This window comes from Arenimonas sp. (genome assembly GCF_022842045.1).
Lineage (GTDB): Bacteria > Pseudomonadota > Gammaproteobacteria > Xanthomonadales > Xanthomonadaceae > Arenimonas.
On sequence record NZ_JALHQI010000061.1, the window covers coordinates 1 to 16,817 of the forward strand.

The 16,817-nt window shown below is 71.3% G+C and carries 11 protein-coding genes; 6 read left to right on the plus strand and 5 right to left on the minus strand.

Features of this window, described 5'->3' with window-relative positions; genetic code table 11:
* Nucleotides 1-1,866, plus strand: a 1,866-nt coding sequence (gene polA / locus Q0C12_RS11810; protein ID WP_290890510.1) for a DNA polymerase I, incomplete at its 5' end; no start/stop codon positions are given.
* A gap of 290 nt (nt 1,867-2,156) precedes the next feature.
* Here the strand turns inward: polA and hemF are convergent.
* The gene (gene hemF / locus Q0C12_RS11815) at nt 2,157-3,110 is read right to left on the minus strand and encodes an oxygen-dependent coproporphyrinogen oxidase (RefSeq protein ID WP_290890511.1); all 954 of its coding nucleotides are present in this window, start codon (nt 3,108-3,110) and stop codon (nt 2,157-2,159) included.
* Nucleotides 3,111-3,177: 67 nt separating this feature from the next.
* Here hemF and Q0C12_RS11820 point away from each other — a divergent pair, with 67 nt between their 5' ends.
* The gene (locus tag Q0C12_RS11820) at nt 3,178-4,131 is read left to right on the plus strand and encodes a pteridine-dependent deoxygenase (protein WP_290890512.1); all 954 of its coding nucleotides are present in this window, start codon (nt 3,178-3,180) and stop codon (nt 4,129-4,131) included.
* Between the two features lie 4 nt (nt 4,132-4,135).
* Here the strand turns inward: Q0C12_RS11820 and Q0C12_RS11825 are convergent, their stop codons facing one another.
* A complete protein-coding gene (locus Q0C12_RS11825; protein WP_290890513.1) occupies nt 4,136-6,484 on the minus strand; it encodes a prolyl oligopeptidase family serine peptidase in 2,349 nt (782 codons plus the stop codon).
* 120 nt (nt 6,485-6,604) lie between these two features.
* On the opposite strand from Q0C12_RS11825, the gene Q0C12_RS11830 reads away from it, so the two are divergent.
* Entirely contained in the window at nt 6,605-6,859 is a 255-nt protein-coding gene (locus Q0C12_RS11830; protein ID WP_290890514.1) for a YcgL domain-containing protein, read from the plus strand.
* Entirely contained in the window at nt 6,852-10,151 is a 3,300-nt protein-coding gene (locus Q0C12_RS11835) for an ankyrin repeat domain-containing protein (protein ID WP_290890515.1), read from the plus strand. Before Q0C12_RS11830 ends, Q0C12_RS11835 begins: the two co-directional genes overlap by 8 nt.
* Before the next feature lie 118 nt (nt 10,152-10,269).
* On the opposite strand, the gene Q0C12_RS11840 is transcribed toward Q0C12_RS11835, so the two are convergent.
* Nucleotides 10,270-12,075, minus strand: a complete 1,806-nt coding sequence (locus Q0C12_RS11840; protein ID WP_290890516.1) for a monovalent cation:proton antiporter-2 (CPA2) family protein — start codon at nt 12,073-12,075, stop codon at nt 10,270-10,272.
* Between the two features lie 142 nt (nt 12,076-12,217).
* On the opposite strand from Q0C12_RS11840, the gene Q0C12_RS11845 reads away from it, so the two are divergent.
* Complete coding sequence (locus Q0C12_RS11845) at nt 12,218-13,009, plus strand: hypothetical protein (protein WP_290890517.1); 792 nt, start codon at nt 12,218-12,220, stop codon at nt 13,007-13,009.
* Nucleotides 13,010-13,072: 63 nt separating this feature from the next.
* On the opposite strand, the gene rho is transcribed toward Q0C12_RS11845, so the two are convergent.
* Together rho and trxA are read right to left on the minus strand one after the other, a co-directional pair.
* A complete protein-coding gene (gene rho / locus Q0C12_RS11850) occupies nt 13,073-14,791 on the minus strand; it encodes a transcription termination factor Rho (protein ID WP_290890518.1) in 1,719 nt (572 codons plus the stop codon).
* A 159-nt stretch (nt 14,792-14,950) separates the two neighbouring features.
* Nucleotides 14,951-15,277 (minus strand): thioredoxin TrxA, encoded by a 327-nt coding sequence (trxA, locus tag Q0C12_RS11855; RefSeq protein ID WP_034212593.1) that lies wholly within the window; start codon nt 15,275-15,277, stop codon nt 14,951-14,953.
* 168 nt (nt 15,278-15,445) lie between these two features.
* Here trxA and rhlB point away from each other — a divergent pair.
* Nucleotides 15,446-16,817: ATP-dependent RNA helicase RhlB (gene rhlB, locus Q0C12_RS11860; protein WP_290890519.1), on the plus strand; the 1,372-nt coding region annotated here is incomplete at its 3' end.

Below are 16,817 nucleotides of genomic sequence, written 5' to 3' on the forward strand. Positions count from 1 at the left end.
CGCCCCGCCGCGCCTGCCGCCGCGGTGGAGGACGCGCCCGACGCCGCGCTGTCGGCGCCGGGCGACTACGAGTGCGTGCTCGATGCCGCCGCGCTGCAGGCCTGGGTCGCCCGCCTGCAGGCCGCCGACCTGGTGTCCTTCGACACCGAGACCGATTCGCTCGACCCGATGCGCGCCAACCTGGTCGGCCTGAGCTTCTGCGTCGAGCCCGGCAAGGCCTGCTACATCCCGGTCGGCCACGACTACCCCGGCGCGCCCGCGCAGCTCGATCGCTCCGCGGTGCTCGAGGCCTTGCGCCCGGTGCTCGAGGACGCCGCCAGGCCCAAGCTCGGCCAGCACGGCAAGTACGACCTGCACATCCTGCGCCGCCACGGCGTCGAGGTGCGCGGCTACGCCGAGGACACGATGCTCGAGAGCTTCGTCTTCAACGCCGGCGGCCAGCGCCACGACATGGACACGCTGGCGCAAAAGTACCTCGGCTACACCACCATCAAGTACGAACAGGTGGCGGGGAAGGGCGCCAAGCAGATCCTGTTCTCGCAGGTGGCGCTCGACGACGCCACGAAGTATGCGGCCGAAGATGCCGACATCACCCTGCGCCTGCACCGCGTGCTGTCGGCGAAGCTGGCGGCCGAGCCCACGCTGCAGGCCGTCTATCGCGACATCGAGATGCCGCTGGTGCCGGTTCTCACGCGCATGGAGGCCACCGGCGTGCTGATCGACGTGGCCGAATTGCGCCGCCAGAGCGCCGACCTGTCGCAGCGCATGATGGCCGCGCAGCAGCGCGCGCACGAACTCGCCGGCCGCGCCTTCAACCTCGATTCCCCCAAGCAGCTGGGCCAGCTGCTGTTCGAGGAGCTCAAGCTGCCGGCGCTGGTGAAGACCCCGACCGGCGCGCCCTCCACCAACGAAGAAGCGCTGGAGGCCATCGCCGACCAGCACGAACTGCCGCGCCTGGTGCTCGACTACCGCGGCCTGGCCAAACTGCGCAACACCTACACCGACAAGCTGCCGGAGATGGTCAACCCCGACACCGGCCGCGTGCACACCAGCTACCACCAGGCCGGCGCAGCCACGGGCCGCCTGAGCTCGAACGACCCGAACCTGCAGAACATCCCGATCCGCACCGAGGACGGCCGCCGCATCCGCACCGCCTTCATCGCGCCGGAAGGCCGCCGCATCGTCGCCTGCGACTACTCGCAGATCGAGCTGCGCATCATGGCCCACCTCTCCGGCGACCCGGGCCTGGTGCGCGCCTTCGAAGGCGGGCTGGACGTACACCGCGCCACCGCATCGGAAGTCTTCGACGTGCCGCTGGAGAAAGTGAGCGGCGACCAGCGCCGCGCCGCCAAGGCCATCAACTTCGGCCTGATGTATGGCATGAGCGCCTTCGGCCTCGCCAAGCAGCTGGGCATTGGCCGCGGCGACGCGCAGGACTACATCGCGCTGTACTTCGGCAAGTACCCGGGCGTGCGCGACTACATGGAGCGCGTGCGCCAGCAGGCGCGCGAGCAGGGCTACGTCGAGACCGTCTTCGGCCGCCGGCTGCAGCTCAACGAGATCCACTCGCGCAACCAGGCCCAGCGCGCCGGCGCCGAACGCGCCGCGATCAATGCGCCGATGCAGGGAACCGCCGCCGACATCATCAAGCGCGCCATGGTTTCGGTGCAGGACTGGCTGGACGGGCAGGGCGGCCGGGCGGTGATGATGATGCAGGTGCACGATGAACTGGTGTTCGAGGTGGACGCCGGCTTCGTGGATACCCTGGTCGGCGAGGTGCGCCAGCGCATGGTCGCCGCCGCCGAGCTCCGGGTGGCCCTGGTGGTGGACGTGGGCACCGGTTCGAACTGGGAAGAAGCGCACTGAACTGTGACGGATTTCGCCTTGTTTATCAGGCGGTTGCCAAAGGCATGAATCTCTCCTGAATTTGTTTCCGGAGATGCCGGGCTGTTCACGAACTTCTCATGGTCCGGGAGGTCTACTAGGCGCGTCGGATGCAAGGTCCGGCGCAGGATCACTCCCTCCCCTGAGTGGATCCACCGGGAACCGGGCTCTCCCCAGCCTCAGGTTCCCACCCCTGACCCCGCGGGCTTCCCCTGGCCCGCGGGGTTTTTATTTGCCCCGCTTCCCAAGCCCGTGCGCAAGGCGCACGTGACTCAAGGGGTGAGCCAGTCGCGGGGCTTGAGGTAGTCGGCGAGGCGGGCCTCGGCGCTGCCGGGTTCCGGGGTGTAGGCGTATTCGAAGCGCACGCGCGGCGGCAGGCTCATCAGGATCGATTCCGTTCGGCCGCCGCTTTGCAGGCCGAACAGCGTGCCGCGGTCCCAGACCAGGTTGAACTCCACGTAGCGGCCGCGGCGGTAGAGCTGGAACTCGCGTTCGCGTTCGCCGTAGGGCGTGTCCTTGCGGCGGCCGACGATCGGCAGGTAGGCGTCGAGGAAGGCGTCGCCGACCGCGCGCGTGTAGGCAAAGCTGCGCTCGAAGCCGTCGGCGTGCAGGTCGTCGTAGAACAGGCCGCCGACGCCGCGCGCTTCGTCGCGGTGCCTGAGGAAGAAGTACTTGTCGCACCACGCCTTGTGCTCGGCGTAGCGCGTCGCACCAAACGGGGCGCAGGTGGCGTGCGCCACCTCGTGCCAGTGTCGCACGTCTTCGTCGAACGGATAGAAGGGCGTGAGGTCGAAGCCGCCACCGAACCACCAGATCGGGTCGCGGCCCTCCGGGCGCGCTTCGAAGAAGCGCACGTTCGCGTGCGACGTCGGCACGTAGGGGTTGCGCGGATGGATCACCAGCGACACACCCACCGCGCGCCACGGGGCGCCGGCCAGCTCCGGCCGGTGCGCGGTCGCGGAGACGGGCAGCGTGGCGCCGGAGACATCCGAGAAGCCCACGCCCGCCTGCTCGAAGACCGTGCCGTCCTTCAGCACCCGGCTGCGGCCACCGCCGCCCAGGGATGGGCCAGTGTCCCGGGAGGGACCGCCGCCCAAGGAGGCGCCTTCCGCCCCCCGCGTCCACGCATCCTCGGCGAAGCGCCCGCCGTCGATGGCCTCGAGGCCGGCGCAGATGCGGTCCTGGAGCGTGCGCAGGTAGTCCTGCACGGCGTTGAAGTCAGTCATGGGGCACCCGTGGCAAGCAGGCCGCCATGATAGCCGCCCCGGCCGGCGGCTATAATCGCGCCCAGCAATGAACTCCCCCGACCCCACTCCCGCGCGGCTCCGGATCGTTCCCGAACGGCGCGACGAAGCCCTGATCCCCTTCCGCTTCCAGTCCGGCGTGGCGTCGCCGCTGGCGATCGACTGCCCGCCGCTGGCCGGCCCCGCCGACGAGGCCTGGCTGGCCGGCGCCATCACCGAATCGGCCGAGACCGCTGGCGCCGCCTGGGCCCATGGCGAGCACTACGCGCTGGTCGCGCTGGCGGTGGACGAGGCCGCGGGCGACATCGAATCGGCCGCCGCCTGCGGCTACGAACGCCTGCTGGTCGCGGTGCGGCCGTCCGCGCATCCCTACCTGCTGCGGATCTGGAACTACTTCGCCGCGATCAACCAAGGCGAGGGCGACGACGAGCGCTATCGCCGATTCTGCGTCGGCCGTGCGCGCGCCGTGGACGGCATGTTCAACGATCCGCCGCCCGCCGCCACTGCGATCGGCACGGTCGGCGTACCTGGCCAGCTCAAGGTGGTGGCGCTGTGCTCGCGCGCGCCGGCGATCGCGCTGGAGAATCCGCGGCAGACGCCGGCCTGGCAGTACCCGCGCGAACACGGCCCGGTGTCGCCGGGCTTCTCGCGCGGCGCGGTGCTCGACGCCGACACCGCCACGCCGCGCCTGCTCGCCTCGGGCACGGCCAGCATCGTCGGCCACGTCTCGCTGCACCTGGGCGACTGCGCCGAACAGCTGCGCGAGAGCCTGCGTAACCTGGACGCGCTGATGGCGCAGGCGGCCGAAAAGACCGGGCACCGCTTCCAGCCCGCCGGCTGCGAGGCGCTGCGCATCTACCTGCGCCACGCGGCTGACCTCGACGCGGCCCGCGCCGTGATGGCCACCACCGGCATCCCGGCCGACCGCATCAGCTACCTCCGCGGCGACGTCTGCCGCCGCGAACTCGACGTCGAACTCGAGGGCGTGTTCGCGGCGGGCTGAGCGTTTACTTCAGGTTGTCCTCGAACAGTTCGAGGATGCGGCGGTACTGGTCGTACCAGCTTTCCGGGTGCTGGTAGCCGTGGCGCTCCAGCGGATAGCTGGCCAGCTCCCAGTCGTGCTTCTTGAGTTCGATCAGGCGCTGCGCCAGGCGGATCGAGTCCTGGTAGAAGACGTTGTCGTCGATCATGCCGTGGCTGATCAGCAGGTGGCCGCGCAGGTTCTCCACGTACTCGATCGGCGAGGACTTGCGGAAGGCCTCCGGGTCGAGCTCGGGCGTGTTGAGGATGTTCGAGGTGTACTCGTGGTTGTAGCTGGTCCAGTCGGTGACCGGGCGGAGCGCGGCGCCGGCCTTGAACACGCCAGGCTCGCGGAACAGCGCCATGAAGCTCATGAAGCCGCCGTAGCTGCCGCCGTAGATGCCGACGTTGGCGGCGTCGCCCTGGTGCTGCGCCACCATGTACTTCACGCCGTCCACGTAGTCCTCGAGCTCCGGGTGGCCCATCTGCCGGTAGATCGCCGTGCGCCAGTCGCGGCCGTAGCCCTCGGAGGCGCGGAAGTCCATGTCCAGCACGATGAAGCCGCGCTCGACCAGCAGCTGGTGGAACATCTGCTCGCGGAAGTAGTTCGGGTAGCGGTCGCTGACGTTCTGCAGGTAGCCGGCGCCGTGCACGAACATCACGATCGGGTACTTGCGGCCGGCCTCCAGCTGCGCCGGGCGGTAGAGCTTGGCCCAGACCGTGCCGGCGCCGTGGGTGGACGGCACTTCCACCGTCTGCGGCGCCAGCCAGGTGCGCGACTTGAAGTCCTCGCTGCGGGTGTCGGTGAGCTTGCGCGCCTCGCCGCCGGCCACCGGCTGCACCGCCAGCTGCGGCGGCGTGTGGTGGGCCGACCAGCGCAGCAGCAGCTGGCCGCCATCGGGCGACAGCGCGAAGCTCTCGACGCCGTCGAGCGCGGTGACCTCGCGCACGCTGCCACCGTCGCGCGACGTGGCGCAGACTTCGTAGTCACCCGGGCGCGTGCGGTTGCAAAGGAAGTACACGGTGGTGCCATCACGCGACCACTGCGGCTCGGAGGCTTCCCATTCGCCGCGGGTCAGTGCCTTCGCGCGCCCGCCCGGCGTCGCGGTGTACAGGTGCGACCAGCCGCTCTCCTCGGACAGGAACCACACGGTCCGGTTGTCCGGCAGCCAGCCGAAGTCGTTGAAGTTCCAGTTGATCCACGCGGTGTCGGTCAGGCGGTGCAGCGGCTGCAGCACGCCCGCCTCGAAATCGACGGTGGCGATCCAGCGGTCCTTGTTGTCCACCGCGCGCGCCATCACGGCCACGCCGCGGCCGTCGTCCGACCACTGGATGCCGCCGATGCGCAGCGCGCGCTCGCCCTTGAGCGGATCGATCTTGGCGGCGCGGCGCAGGTCGGCCAATGGGTCGGTGGTGATGCCCGGCAGCGGCGCGAACGGAAGGTCGCGCAGGCGGTTGTCGCGCAGGTCCACCAGTTTTAGCTGCTGCGGGATCGGCGCGTTGCGGCCGACGCGCACGCGCACGTCCTCGGCCTCTTCGTAGCCCGATTCGGTCACGTACTTGGGCATCTTGCCGGTGCGGCCGGCCTCGGCGCCCTTGGCCTGGGTGACCACCAGCAGCCAGCGGCCGTCGGGCGACATCGAGGAGGTGCTGATCTCGACCTTGTCGCCAAGGTAGGCCGGCGCGGCGGCGCGGGTCGGGTCGGCGGCGCGCAGCGCCTCGGCGTGGTCGCGCAGGGCCTCGCGCTGCGCCTTCTCGCGCGCCAGCGTGCTGCTCAGGCGCAGCTGGTGGTCGCGCAGGGCGTCGGCTTCGGGCGCGGCGGCCGGGTCCTTCTCGGCGCGCGGCAGCGCAACCGGCTGGGCCAGGCGCGTATCGGGCGACCAGCGGAACCAGTCGTTGCCCACGCTCCACACCACGTCGCGGTCGTTGGCAGCGAAGCGCGCATTCGTTTCCGCTTCGGCGCTGCGGGTGATCTGCTGCAGCGCGCCGCCCACCTCGCGCAGGAACACGTCGCCGTTGCGCACGAACACCGCACGCCTGCCGGCCGCATCGAAGTCGACCTGGGCACCATCCACGTCCGCCAGGGCAGCGCCTTCGACGCGCACGGGCGTGCCGCCGGCGACCGGCAGCGTCCAGGTGTCGCGGACCGGCGAGCCGTCGCGCTTGAGGGTGTACAGCGCGCGCTGGCCATCCAGCGACCACCAGGCCTGTTCCACCGGCGGTCCGATCCAGTCGGGATGCGCCATGGCCTGGTCGAGGGTCAGTGGGGTGTCGTTCGCCAGGGCCGGCGCGGCGACGGCCGCGAGCAGGGCGAGGGCGAGATGGCGATGGCGCATGGCGGCTCCCGGTGGCTGAAGAAGGCCCGCAAGCCTAGCAAAGCCGGTGTCCCCGCGGCCCGTGCTGCTTTTCCCCCGTGGCGTTTGCGGCGACAATCGCCCGAACCCTGCGGCGGGACCATGCAAGCCTACGTCTACAAATCCCTCCGGAAGCCCGACACCTACGTCTACCTGCGCAAGCGGGACGACTTCGCGGTGATGCCCGAACCCGTGCGGCTGCCGCTGGGCGAGCTGGCCTTCGTGCTCGAGGTGGCGCTCACGCCCGAGCGGCGACTGGCCCAGGCCGACGCCGCCGTGGTGCGCACCAACCTGGCCACGCACGGCTTCCACCTGCAGTTCCCGCCGACCGTGCTGGATCCCCTGGTCGATGGCTGAAGCCCGCCGCGTCGCGTTGGCCTGGGCCTGGCTGCTGCTGGGCGCCGGCCTGACCCTGGGGGTCGCCTGGCCGCATCCGGCCGGTTTGCTGGGCGCCTGGTTGGCGCAGCCCGCGCTGGCGATCGGCCTGGGCAGCCTGCGCGGCCTGCGGCCCACGCCTGGCTTCGACGCCGCCGGACTGCGTGAAGCCCTGGGTCTCGCCCTGGCCTGGCTGCTCGGCCTGGGGCTGGTGGCGTTGGCCACGGCCTGGCCGCTGGCGGCGCTGCGCGACAACGGTTCGCTGACGTCGGCATTGGCGCTGAGCGGCATGGCCGGCGCGGCGCTGCTTTGCCTCTGGCGGGCCTGGCCGGCCTACGGCCTGGCCGAGCGCGAGTCGGGACGCCTGCCGCCGCTGGCGGCCGCGGTCGGTGCCGGTGGCCCGGAAGAGGCGGGGCGGGGCTTCGTGGTCGCGCTGGCGGTATTCGCCGTGCTGGCGGGTTCGCTGCTGCTGGCCTGGCCCGGCCTGGTGCCGCTGACGCAGCGCTGGCTGGCGGCGGGCGGCCTGCTGGCCGTGGCGGTGGCCGCGCATGTCCTGGTGCAGCGCTACGGCGCGCCGCCGGCGCCGCCATCGCTGGCCAGCCTGCCGATCTACGGCGATGACGGTGACGACGATGAACTCGTGGCGGCGACTGGTGCCGACACGGGGCTGTCGCCGGAGGCCGAGCTTTACGCCGCCGCCCGCGCCGGCCGGATCGAAACCGCGCTGTCCTTGCTCGAATCCGGCGTCGACCCGGGCGCCGAACCCGATCCCGGTGACCCCGACCAGCGCACGCTGCCGATGCTGGCCGCGCTGCTCGGCGACCTGCGCCTGCTGCGCGAGCTGATTGCCCGCGGCGTCGACCTCAACGACGAGCACGCGGGCCTGACCCCGCTGCTGGCCGCCACCCGCGACAGCTGGCACGGCCGCCCCGAGGCGGTGATGACCCTGCTGGCCAACGGCGCCGACCCGCGCCGCGCCGACGCCGACGGCAACACCCCGCTGCACCACGCCGCGCGCAGCACCGATGCCGCCGTGGCCGCGCTGCTGCTCGATGCCGGTGCCACGCTCGAGGCGCTCAATGCGGAGGGATTCAGCCCGCTGGGCATCGCCTGCGCCGCCGGCAACTGGCGCCTGGCGCGCTTCCTGATCGAGCGCGGCGCCAAGCCCGAGCCCAAGGATGGCCAGCCGGCGCTGCTGGCCGCGGTGGTCGGCGACGACGACACCGCCGGCGTGCAGCTGCTGCTGCGGCACAAGGCGCGGGTGGATGCGCGCGGCACCCGCCAGCGCACCGCGCTGCTGCTGGCCTGCGCGGCGGGCAACGCCGAGATCGTGGGCGAACTGCTCGACGCCGGCGCCGATCGCAACGCCCACGACGCCGACGACATCACGCCGCTGCTGGAGGCCGCCCGCGGCCACCACGCCGGCGTGCTGGCGCGCCTGGCGCAGGCACGACCCGATGTCGCCGCCGTCGATGGCCACGGCCGCAATGCCCTGGTGCTGGCGACGGAGGCCGGCGCGACGCCGGAGTTCCTGCGCCATTTGATCGCGCTGGGCGTGAATCCCGAGCAGCGCGACGCCGACGGCCGCCGCGCGCTCGAGCATGCGCTCGGCGCGGGCCGCTGGCCGCTGGTGGCGGTGCTCGACCCGTCCTATCCGCTGCCCGCCAGCGTCGCCGAAGGCCTGTCCGAGGGCCACTTCGAGAAGACCCCGCGCGAACTGCTGCGCGAGGCGCTGCAGTCCGGCCGCCGCGAGTCGGCCGAAGCGATGCTGCGCCTGGGGGCCGGGCCGGACCAGCAGGGCATGGCCTCGCTCCTGCTGGAGTTCTCCGGCGAAGGCGATGCGGCCGGCTTCGACTGGCTGCTGCGTCACGGTGCGCGCGCCGACTTCGCCATCGACGGCGAGCAGAGCGTGCTGTTCCACCTGCTGGGCCGCGGCGGGCATGCGCTGCCGGCGCTGCAGCGGCTGCTGGAAGTGGCGCAGCCGGTCGGCGGCCGCGGTGGCCTGGCGCTGTGGCTGCAGGCCTGCCAGAGCGGCGAGCACACCACGCGCGGCCACGAGCAGTTCGCGCTCGGCCTGCTTGAGCGCGGCGCCGATGCCTTCGGCGGGTCGCCCGCGGATCCGCCGCTGGGCCTGGCGATCCAGCTGGGCTGGCTGCGGCTGGCCGAAGCCCTGCTGGCCACCGGTGTGGATCCCAACGCCCGCGATGGCCGCGGCCACACCGCGCTGCACCTGGCCGCCACCCTGGGCCGGGAAAGCGCTCTGCGCGTGCTGATCCGGCACGGCGCCTCGCCGGCGCTGGCCGCGCCCGACGGCCAGACGCCGCTCGGCCTGGCGTTGGCGGCTGATCGCCGCGAGCTGTCGCATTGGCTGGAGTGGCGCCAGTGGCAGCTGCCGGGCCGCGCGCTGCAGGCGGCCGACCTGCCGGCCGCCGCGATGGCCGGCGATGCCGAGGCCGTGCTGCGCCTGCTCGAGCTCGGGCTGCCGGTGGACGGCACCGATACCCAGGGCTGCACCGCGTTGCTGCGCGCCGCCGGCGGCGGCCACGACGTGGTGGTGGCGCTGCTGCTCGAGCGCGGCGCCGACACCGCGCTGTCCGCCCGCACCGGCGCCACCCCGCTTTCGGCCGCCATTTCCATGCGCCACGTCGGCGTGGTGGACCAGCTGCTGCGCGCCGGCGCCGCGCCCGACCTGGCCCTGCCCGGCGATGTCACCCCGCTGATGCTCGCCGCCGCGCTGGGCCAGCCCGAACTGGTCTCGCGCCTGCTGGCGCACGGCGCCGACCCGCAGGCGCGCGATGCCCAGGGCCTGGGCCCGCTGCACTGCGCGGCCCTGCACGCGTTCTCGTCGCGCGACCGCCAGCGCGTGCTGGCCCTGATGGACATCCTGCTGCTGGCCGACGCCGAACCCGACGACGCCAGCGCGCTCGGCCAGACGCCGCTGCTGTTGCTGCTGGGCGCGCGCGCCGAGCCCGGTGCCGCCTGCGACGAGGACGTGCTGCTGGCGGCGCTGGAGCGCCTGCTGGCCGAAGACGTCAGCCTTGACGCGCAGGATCAGCGCGGCTTCACCCCGCTGCACCTGGCGGCGCTGCACGGCCTGCCGCGCGTGGTGCAGCGCCTGCTGCGCGAAGGCGGCAACCGCCAGGCCCGCGACGGGCTGGGCCGCACGCCGCACGACATCGCCGTGCTGCGGGGCTTCGTGGATGTCGCGGCGGAGTTCGAACCGTCGCGCGGCGGAACGCCGTCGTTGGCGAGGTTCCTGCGGGACCCGCGGTGAGGCAGGAACTAGGAACTAGGAACTAGGAACTAGGAACTAGTGTCGGCAGCAGGCTTGCGTAGAAGGCTATTCACTAGTTCCTAGTTCCTTTTTACTAGTTCCGTCGATTCCAATTCCTTCACCGCCCCGCATCTCCGTCGTCTTCCACCGGCTCGACGTCCGCCTCGAACAGCGTCTCCAGCTCACGCTGCGCCTCGCGCGCCGACGCCACCAGCGCCGCCTCGTCGTCGTAGACCAGGTGCTGCTGGCGCAGCAGGGCCTCGTCGTGCTCGCGGAACTGCTCGGTATTGCGCGCGGCCTCGTCGGCCGGCACGCCCAGCGCCTCCATCACCCGCCGGCCCATGACCAGGCTGGAGTGGAAGGTCTCGCGCGTCACCTGCACGTCCATGTCCATCAGCTTGAAGGCGTGCTGGCGGTTGCGGGCGCGGGCGAAGACCTTCAGGTGCGGGAACATCCGCTTCACCAGCCGCGCGGTGCGGATGTTGGCGTCGGGGTCGTCGGTGGTCAGCACGAAGACCTCGGCCAGGTCGGCGCGGGCGGCGCGCAGCAGCTCGGGCCGGGCCGGGTCGCCGAAGTAGATCTTGTTGCCGAAGCGGCGAAGGAAGTCCACCTGCTCGGCGCTGGTTTCAAGCGCCGTGAAGGGGATCTTCCGGGCGCGCAGCATGCGCCCGACGATCTGCCCCATCCGCCCGAAGCCGGCGATGATCACGCGCGGGTGCTCGCCCTCGATGGTGTCGTGCGGCCGCTCCGGCGTCGTCCCGGGGTGCGTGTGCAGCCAGCGCGACACCGCCAGCAGCGCCAGCGGCGTGGCCGCCATGGACAGGCCAATCACCACGAACAGCTTGTCCCGCATCGCGGCCTCGATCAGGCCCGCCTTGAGCGCCTCGGCGAACACCACGAAGCCGAACTCGCCGCCCATCGCCAGCACCGCGCCCAGGCGAAGGGCGTCGCGCAGCGGCAGCCCGCCCGACCAGCGGCCGATGGCCACCAGCAGCAGCGTCTTGACCGCCAGCAGCGCCAGCACGCCGCCCAGGATCACCGAGGGTTCGCGCGCCACCACGCCCAGGTCGATGCTCATGCCGACGGCCATGAAGAACAGGCCCAGGAACAGGCCCTTGAACGGTTCGATGTGGGATTCCAGCTCGTGCCGGTACTCCGAATCGGCCAGCAGCACGCCGGCCAGGAACGCGCCCAGGCCCATCGACAGCCCGGCCCACTGCATCAGCCACGCATTGCCCGCCACCACCAGCAGCGCGGTGGCCGTGAAAACCTCCACCGAGTTCGCCCGCGCCACCGCGCGCAGCACGTGCCGCAGCAGGAAGCGCCCGCCGATGATGACGGCGGCGATCACCACCACCGCGTTGAGCACCGACTCCAGCGGCGGCGCCGACCGTGCGAGCGCCTTGGCCTCGCCCATCAGCGGGATCGCGGCCAGCAGCGGGATCGCGATAAGGTCCTGGAACAGCAGGATCGCGAACGCCACGCGCCCGTGCGCGGCGGTCAGCTCCTTGCGTTCGGCCAGCAGCTGCAGCCCGACCGCCGTGGACGACAGCGCCAGGCCGAGGCCCACGATCACCGGTGCCTTCCAGCCACCGAGGAAGGTGGCGGCCACCAGTCCGATCGCCGCCGCCGAGACCAGCACCTGCAGCCCGCCCGTGCCGAACACCTGCCGGCGCATCACCCACAGCCGCGGCGGGCTGAGCTCCAAGCCAATGATGAAGAGCAGCATCACCACGCCGAACTCGGACACGGCCAGCACGTCCTCGGGGTCCGGCACCATCGCCAGGCCCTCGGGCCCGATCGCCACGCCCGCGGCCAGGTAGCCGAGGATCGCGCCCAGCCCCAGCCGGCGGAACAGCGGCACCGCGACCACCGCCGCGACCAGGAAGACCAGGATGATGGAGAGGTAGCCGGTGCCGTGCATCCCGCGATTATGCGGCAGCCGCGTGACGGCGCGACACGGCGGAGGGCGAACCGACGCGTGCGCGGCATTTTCGCGTTGCCAGGCCCGGTCGGCGATGCTTAACTCGGAATCCGCGCCAGCCCCACGGGAATCCATGGAACCCATGAAATCCATCGCGATGATGCTGCTGCTGGCTACCGCCCAGGTATTCGCCGCGGCCAATGCCGAGCCGGAGATCTACACCGCCACCACTACCGGCGAGTTGACGGTGGATGCCGAGGGGCGCGTCACCTCGGTCGCGCTTGACCCGAAATCGCTCGGGGCCGACCTGGTGCAGGACTTCGAGTCGCAGATGCGCGCTTGGGCGTTCGAGCCGATCCTTAAGGACGGCCAACCCGTGCCGGTCAAGGCCCGGCTGTCGGTGGGCCTGCTGGTCATCCGCCAGCCGGGCGCGGAAAACATGCGCATCGGCTTCGAGCGCGTGCAGTTCTTCGAGCCGGTGGCGCGCAAGGCGGCCGAGGGTGTGTCGCGCTCGCTTGCGCCGCCCGCTTACCCGGAGAGCGAGCTCAGGGATGGCATCGGTGCCCGCGTCGACCTGCTGCTGCGCCTGGACGCCGAGGGCCGCGTCACCGATGCCGCGGCCGAGACGGTGAACCTGTTCGGTGAGCCGGAGCCCAGGCTGCGCGAGCGCCACGGGCGCAACTTCAGCAAGTCGGCGGTGCGGGCCACCGCCCGCTGGCGCATCCCGGGCATCGAGGGCGGCGTAGTCGTGGTGCCGGTCACCTTCATGCCCGGCGGCGTGGATTCGAACCGCTGGATCCGCACCCACGGCGTCGCCGTGGAGACGCCGGCCTGGGTGACGGCCGAGCGGGCCTCGTCCGGCGCCATCGCGCTCGACGCCAGTGGCGCCCGTCCCTCGGAGCGCTGGAAGCTGGTGACGCCCATCGGCGGCTGAGCCTCCCGCGTAACGGAAAAGCCCCGCCGAAGCGGGGCTTTTCGTTGCGGCGGCTGGCAGGACTCAGCGCTTCATCGAGCTGAAGAACTCGTCGTTGGACTTGGTGTTCTTCATCTTCTCGAGCAGGAACTCCATCGCGGCCAGCTCGTCCATCGGGTGCAGCAGCTTCCGGAGGATCCAGATCTTCTGCAGCATGTCCGGCTCGATCAGCAGCTCCTCGCGGCGGGTGCCGGAGCGGTTGATGTTGATGGCCGGGTAGACGCGCTTCTCGGCGATGCGGCGGTCCAGGTGCACTTCGCTGTTGCCGGTGCCCTTGAACTCTTCGTAGATCACCTCGTCCATCTTCGAGCCCGTTTCCACGAGGGCAGTAGCAATGATCGTCAGCGAACCGCCTTCCTCGACGTTGCGGGCCGCGCCGAAGAAGCGCTTCGGGCGGTGCAGGGCGTTGGCGTCCACGCCGCCGGTGAGCACCTTGCCCGAGCTCGGCACCACGGTGTTGTAGGCGCGGGCCAGGCGGGTGATCGAGTCGAGCATGATCACCACGTCCTTCTTGTGCTCGACCAGGCGCTTGGCGCGCTCGATCACCATCTCGGCGACCTGCACGTGGCGCGCGGCCGGCTCATCGAAGGTGGAGGAGATGACTTCGCCGCGCACGGAGCGCTGCATTTCGGTCACTTCTTCCGGGCGCTCGTCGATCAGCAGCACGATCAGGTGCACGTCCGGGTGGTTGTGCAGGATGGCCTGGGCCACGTTCTGCATCAGCATGGTCTTGCCGGCCTTGGGCGGCGACACGATCAGGGCGCGCTGGCCCTTGCCGATCGGCGACATCAGGTCCATGACGCGGCCGGTGATGTCCTCGGACGAGCCGTTGCCGCGCTCGAGCCGAAAGCGCTCGCGCGGGAACAGCGGCGTCAGGTTCTCGAACAGCACCTTGCCCTTCGACGCCTCCGGCGGCTCGCCGTTGATGGTGTCGACGATGTTGAGCGCGACGTAGCGCTCGCCGTCCTTCGGGCTGCGGATGCGGCCGGCGATGTGGTCGCCGGTGCGCAGGTTGAAGCGGCGGATCTGGCTGGGCGAGATGTAGACGTCGTCCGGGCCGGCCAGGTAGCTGGCGTCGTCGCTGCGCAGGAAGCCGTAGCCGTCGGGCAGGATCTCCAGCACGCCGTCGCCGGCGACGCCGGCGGGGTGGCGGGTGAGCACCTTGAGCAGGGCGAAGTTCACGTCCTGCTTGCGCATGCGGGCCACGCCCTCATGCAGGTTCAGCTTGTCGGCGATCTCCAGCAGCTTGTGCGCCGGCATCCGCTTGAGGTCGTTGAGGCTGTAGGTCGGGAAGTCGGGCGGCAGCTGCGGCATCGGGCGGTCGTTGCGCTCGCCGCCGCCATTGCCGCCACCGCCGTTGCCGGCGTCGTCATCGCCGCCGCCGTCGCGCGGACGGTCGCGGAAGCGGTCGCGCTTGTCGCGGAAGCGGTCGCGGCGATTGCGCCGGCCTTCGCGGAAGCCGCCTTCGCCCCCCTGGCCGCCGCCGTCGTTCTGCTGGCCGCCACCGCCCTGGCTTCCGCCCGGGGGCTGGCCGCCACCCTCGTGGCCGCCGCCGGAGCGCGGCTGGCCGCCCTCCTGGCTGCTGCCGCCGGACGGGGCGTCACCGCCGCCACTCACCTGCGCGGGAGCGCGCTCGGGTGCCGGGGCGTTCGGGGTTTCAGTGGGGTTCTGGGCGGGGGCGCTGCGCGGCTTGCGCGGGCGCTTCTCGGCGCTTACGCCGGATTCGTTTTCGTTATCGGACACAGGATTCACCTCGCGAAAGCGAGCGTGGGGGAGGGAGGGGTTCTTGCAGAAGAGAGTGGGCGCCCGGGGCGCCACGACGGCCTTACGCTAACACTGGCCACCCCGCGGCGACAACCCGCGCGGGGCGGAAGGCCCCGGCCAGGGCCGGGGCGCGGGCGCTCAGAGCGCCTTGTCCATGAACTGCGCGAGCTGCGACTTGCCGACCGCGCCGACCTGAGTCGAGTGCACCTTGCCGTCCTTGAACATCATCAGGGTCGGGATGCCGCGCACGGCGTACTGCCTGGGCGTCTGGGGGTTGTGGTCGATGTTGATCTTCACCACCTTGACCTTGCCGGCGTAGGTGCCCGCCAGCTCGTCGACCATGGGGCCGATCATCTTGCAGGGGCCGCACCACTCGGCCCAGAAATCCACCAGCACCGGGGTGTCGGACTTGAGCACCTGGGCCTCGAAGTCGCTGTCGCCCACGTGTAGGACCTGGTCGCTCATGCCTCAAACTCCTGATTTTCTTGGGGGATGCGGCCGGTTGCCGCCATCGTTGGGTTAAACTGGGGCGCTTTCGCCGATAAACAACCGACAGCGGCACCCCCGGACGCCACGAGTTTGCGATTCCCGGACAGGCCGCGCAAGCGCAGAGACGCGCCCCAAGAGAGTCCCATGTCCGATAAACCGCTGACCGATATCGTTTTTTCCAGTTTCGAGCTGCATCCGGCCCTGCAGGCCGGCCTCGAATCCGCGGGGTTCACCCGCTGCACCCCGATCCAGGCCCTGACCCTGCCGCTGGCCCTCAACGGCCGCGACGTCGCCGGCCAGGCCCAGACCGGCACCGGCAAGACGCTGGCCTTCCTGGTCGCGCTGATCAACCGCCTGCTGACCCGCCCGGCCCTGGCCGACCGCAAGCCCGAGGACCCGCGCGCGCTCATCCTCGCGCCCACCCGCGAGCTGGCCATCCAGATCCACAAGGACGCCGTGAAGTTCGGCTCCGACCTCGGCCTGCGCTTCGCCCTGGTCTACGGCGGCGTCGACTACGACAAGCAGCGCGAACTGCTGCAGCAGGGCGTGGACGTGATCATCGCCACCCCGGGCCGCCTGATCGACTACGTCAAGCAGCACAAGGTCGTTTCGCTGCACGCCTGCGAGGTCTGCGTGCTCGACGAAGCCGACCGCATGTTCGACCTCGGCTTCATCAAGGACATCCGCTTCCTGCTGCGCCGCATGCCGATCCGCACCGAGCGCCAGACCCTGCTGTTCTCGGCCACCCTCAGCCACCGCGTGCTGGAACTGGCCTACGAGCACATGAACGAGCCCGAGAAGCTGGTCGTGGAAACCGAGTTCATCACCGCCGCCAAGGTGCGCCAGCTGGTCTATTTCCCGGCCGACGAGGAAAAGATCCCGCTGCTGATCGGCCTGCTGACCCGCAGCGAAGGCCACCGCACCATGGTGTTCGTGAACACCAAGGTCTGGGTGGAGCGCGTGGCCAAGGCGCTCGAGCGCGCCGGCTTCCGCGTCGGCGTGCTGTCGGGCGACGTGCCGCAGAAGAAGCGCGAGACGCTGCTGGCGCGCTTCCAGAAGGGCCAGCTCGACCTGCTGGTGGCCACCGACGTGGCCGCCCGCGGCCTGCACATCGACGGCGTGTCGCACGTCTACAACTACGACCTGCCGTTCGACGCCGAGGACTACGTGCACCGCATCGGCCGCACCGCGCGCCTGGGCGCCGAGGGCGACGCGATCAGCTTCGCCTGCGAGCGCTACGCGATGTCGCTGCCCGACATCGAGGCCTACATCGAGCAGAAGCTGCCGGTGGCCGCGGTCGAGCCCGAGCTGCTGATCGCCAAGCCGCGCGCGCCGCGACCCAAGGTCGAGGGCGAGGACGACGGCGAGGCCGAGAGCGTCACTGCGATCTTCCGCGAAGTGCGCGAAGCCAAGGCCGCTGAAGACGAGAAGCGCGGTCGCGGCGGCCGCAGCGGCGGTCGCGACGGCGGCCGTCCGGGTGGCGGCTCGCGCGAACGCAGCGGCCCGCGCCCCGGCG

Excerpts from the sequence above, each read along its gene's own strand:
- hemF (WP_290890511.1), bottom strand. The coding sequence starts at position 3,110 with ATGACTGACTTCAACGCCGTGCAGGACTACCTGCGCACGCTCCAGGAC.
- Q0C12_RS11820 (WP_290890512.1), top strand. The coding sequence starts at position 3,178 with ATGAACTCCCCCGACCCCACTCCCGCGCGGCTCCGGATCGTTCCCGAA.
- Q0C12_RS11825 (WP_290890513.1), bottom strand. The coding sequence starts at position 6,484 with ATGCGCCATCGCCATCTCGCCCTCGCCCTGCTCGCGGCCGTCGCCGCG.
- Q0C12_RS11830 (WP_290890514.1), top strand. The coding sequence starts at position 6,605 with ATGCAAGCCTACGTCTACAAATCCCTCCGGAAGCCCGACACCTACGTC.
- Q0C12_RS11835 (WP_290890515.1), top strand. The coding sequence starts at position 6,852 with ATGGCTGAAGCCCGCCGCGTCGCGTTGGCCTGGGCCTGGCTGCTGCTG.
- Q0C12_RS11840 (WP_290890516.1), bottom strand. The coding sequence starts at position 12,075 with ATGCACGGCACCGGCTACCTCTCCATCATCCTGGTCTTCCTGGTCGCG.
- Q0C12_RS11845 (WP_290890517.1), top strand. The coding sequence starts at position 12,218 with ATGAAATCCATCGCGATGATGCTGCTGCTGGCTACCGCCCAGGTATTC.
- trxA (WP_034212593.1), bottom strand. The coding sequence starts at position 15,277 with ATGAGCGACCAGGTCCTACACGTGGGCGACAGCGACTTCGAGGCCCAG.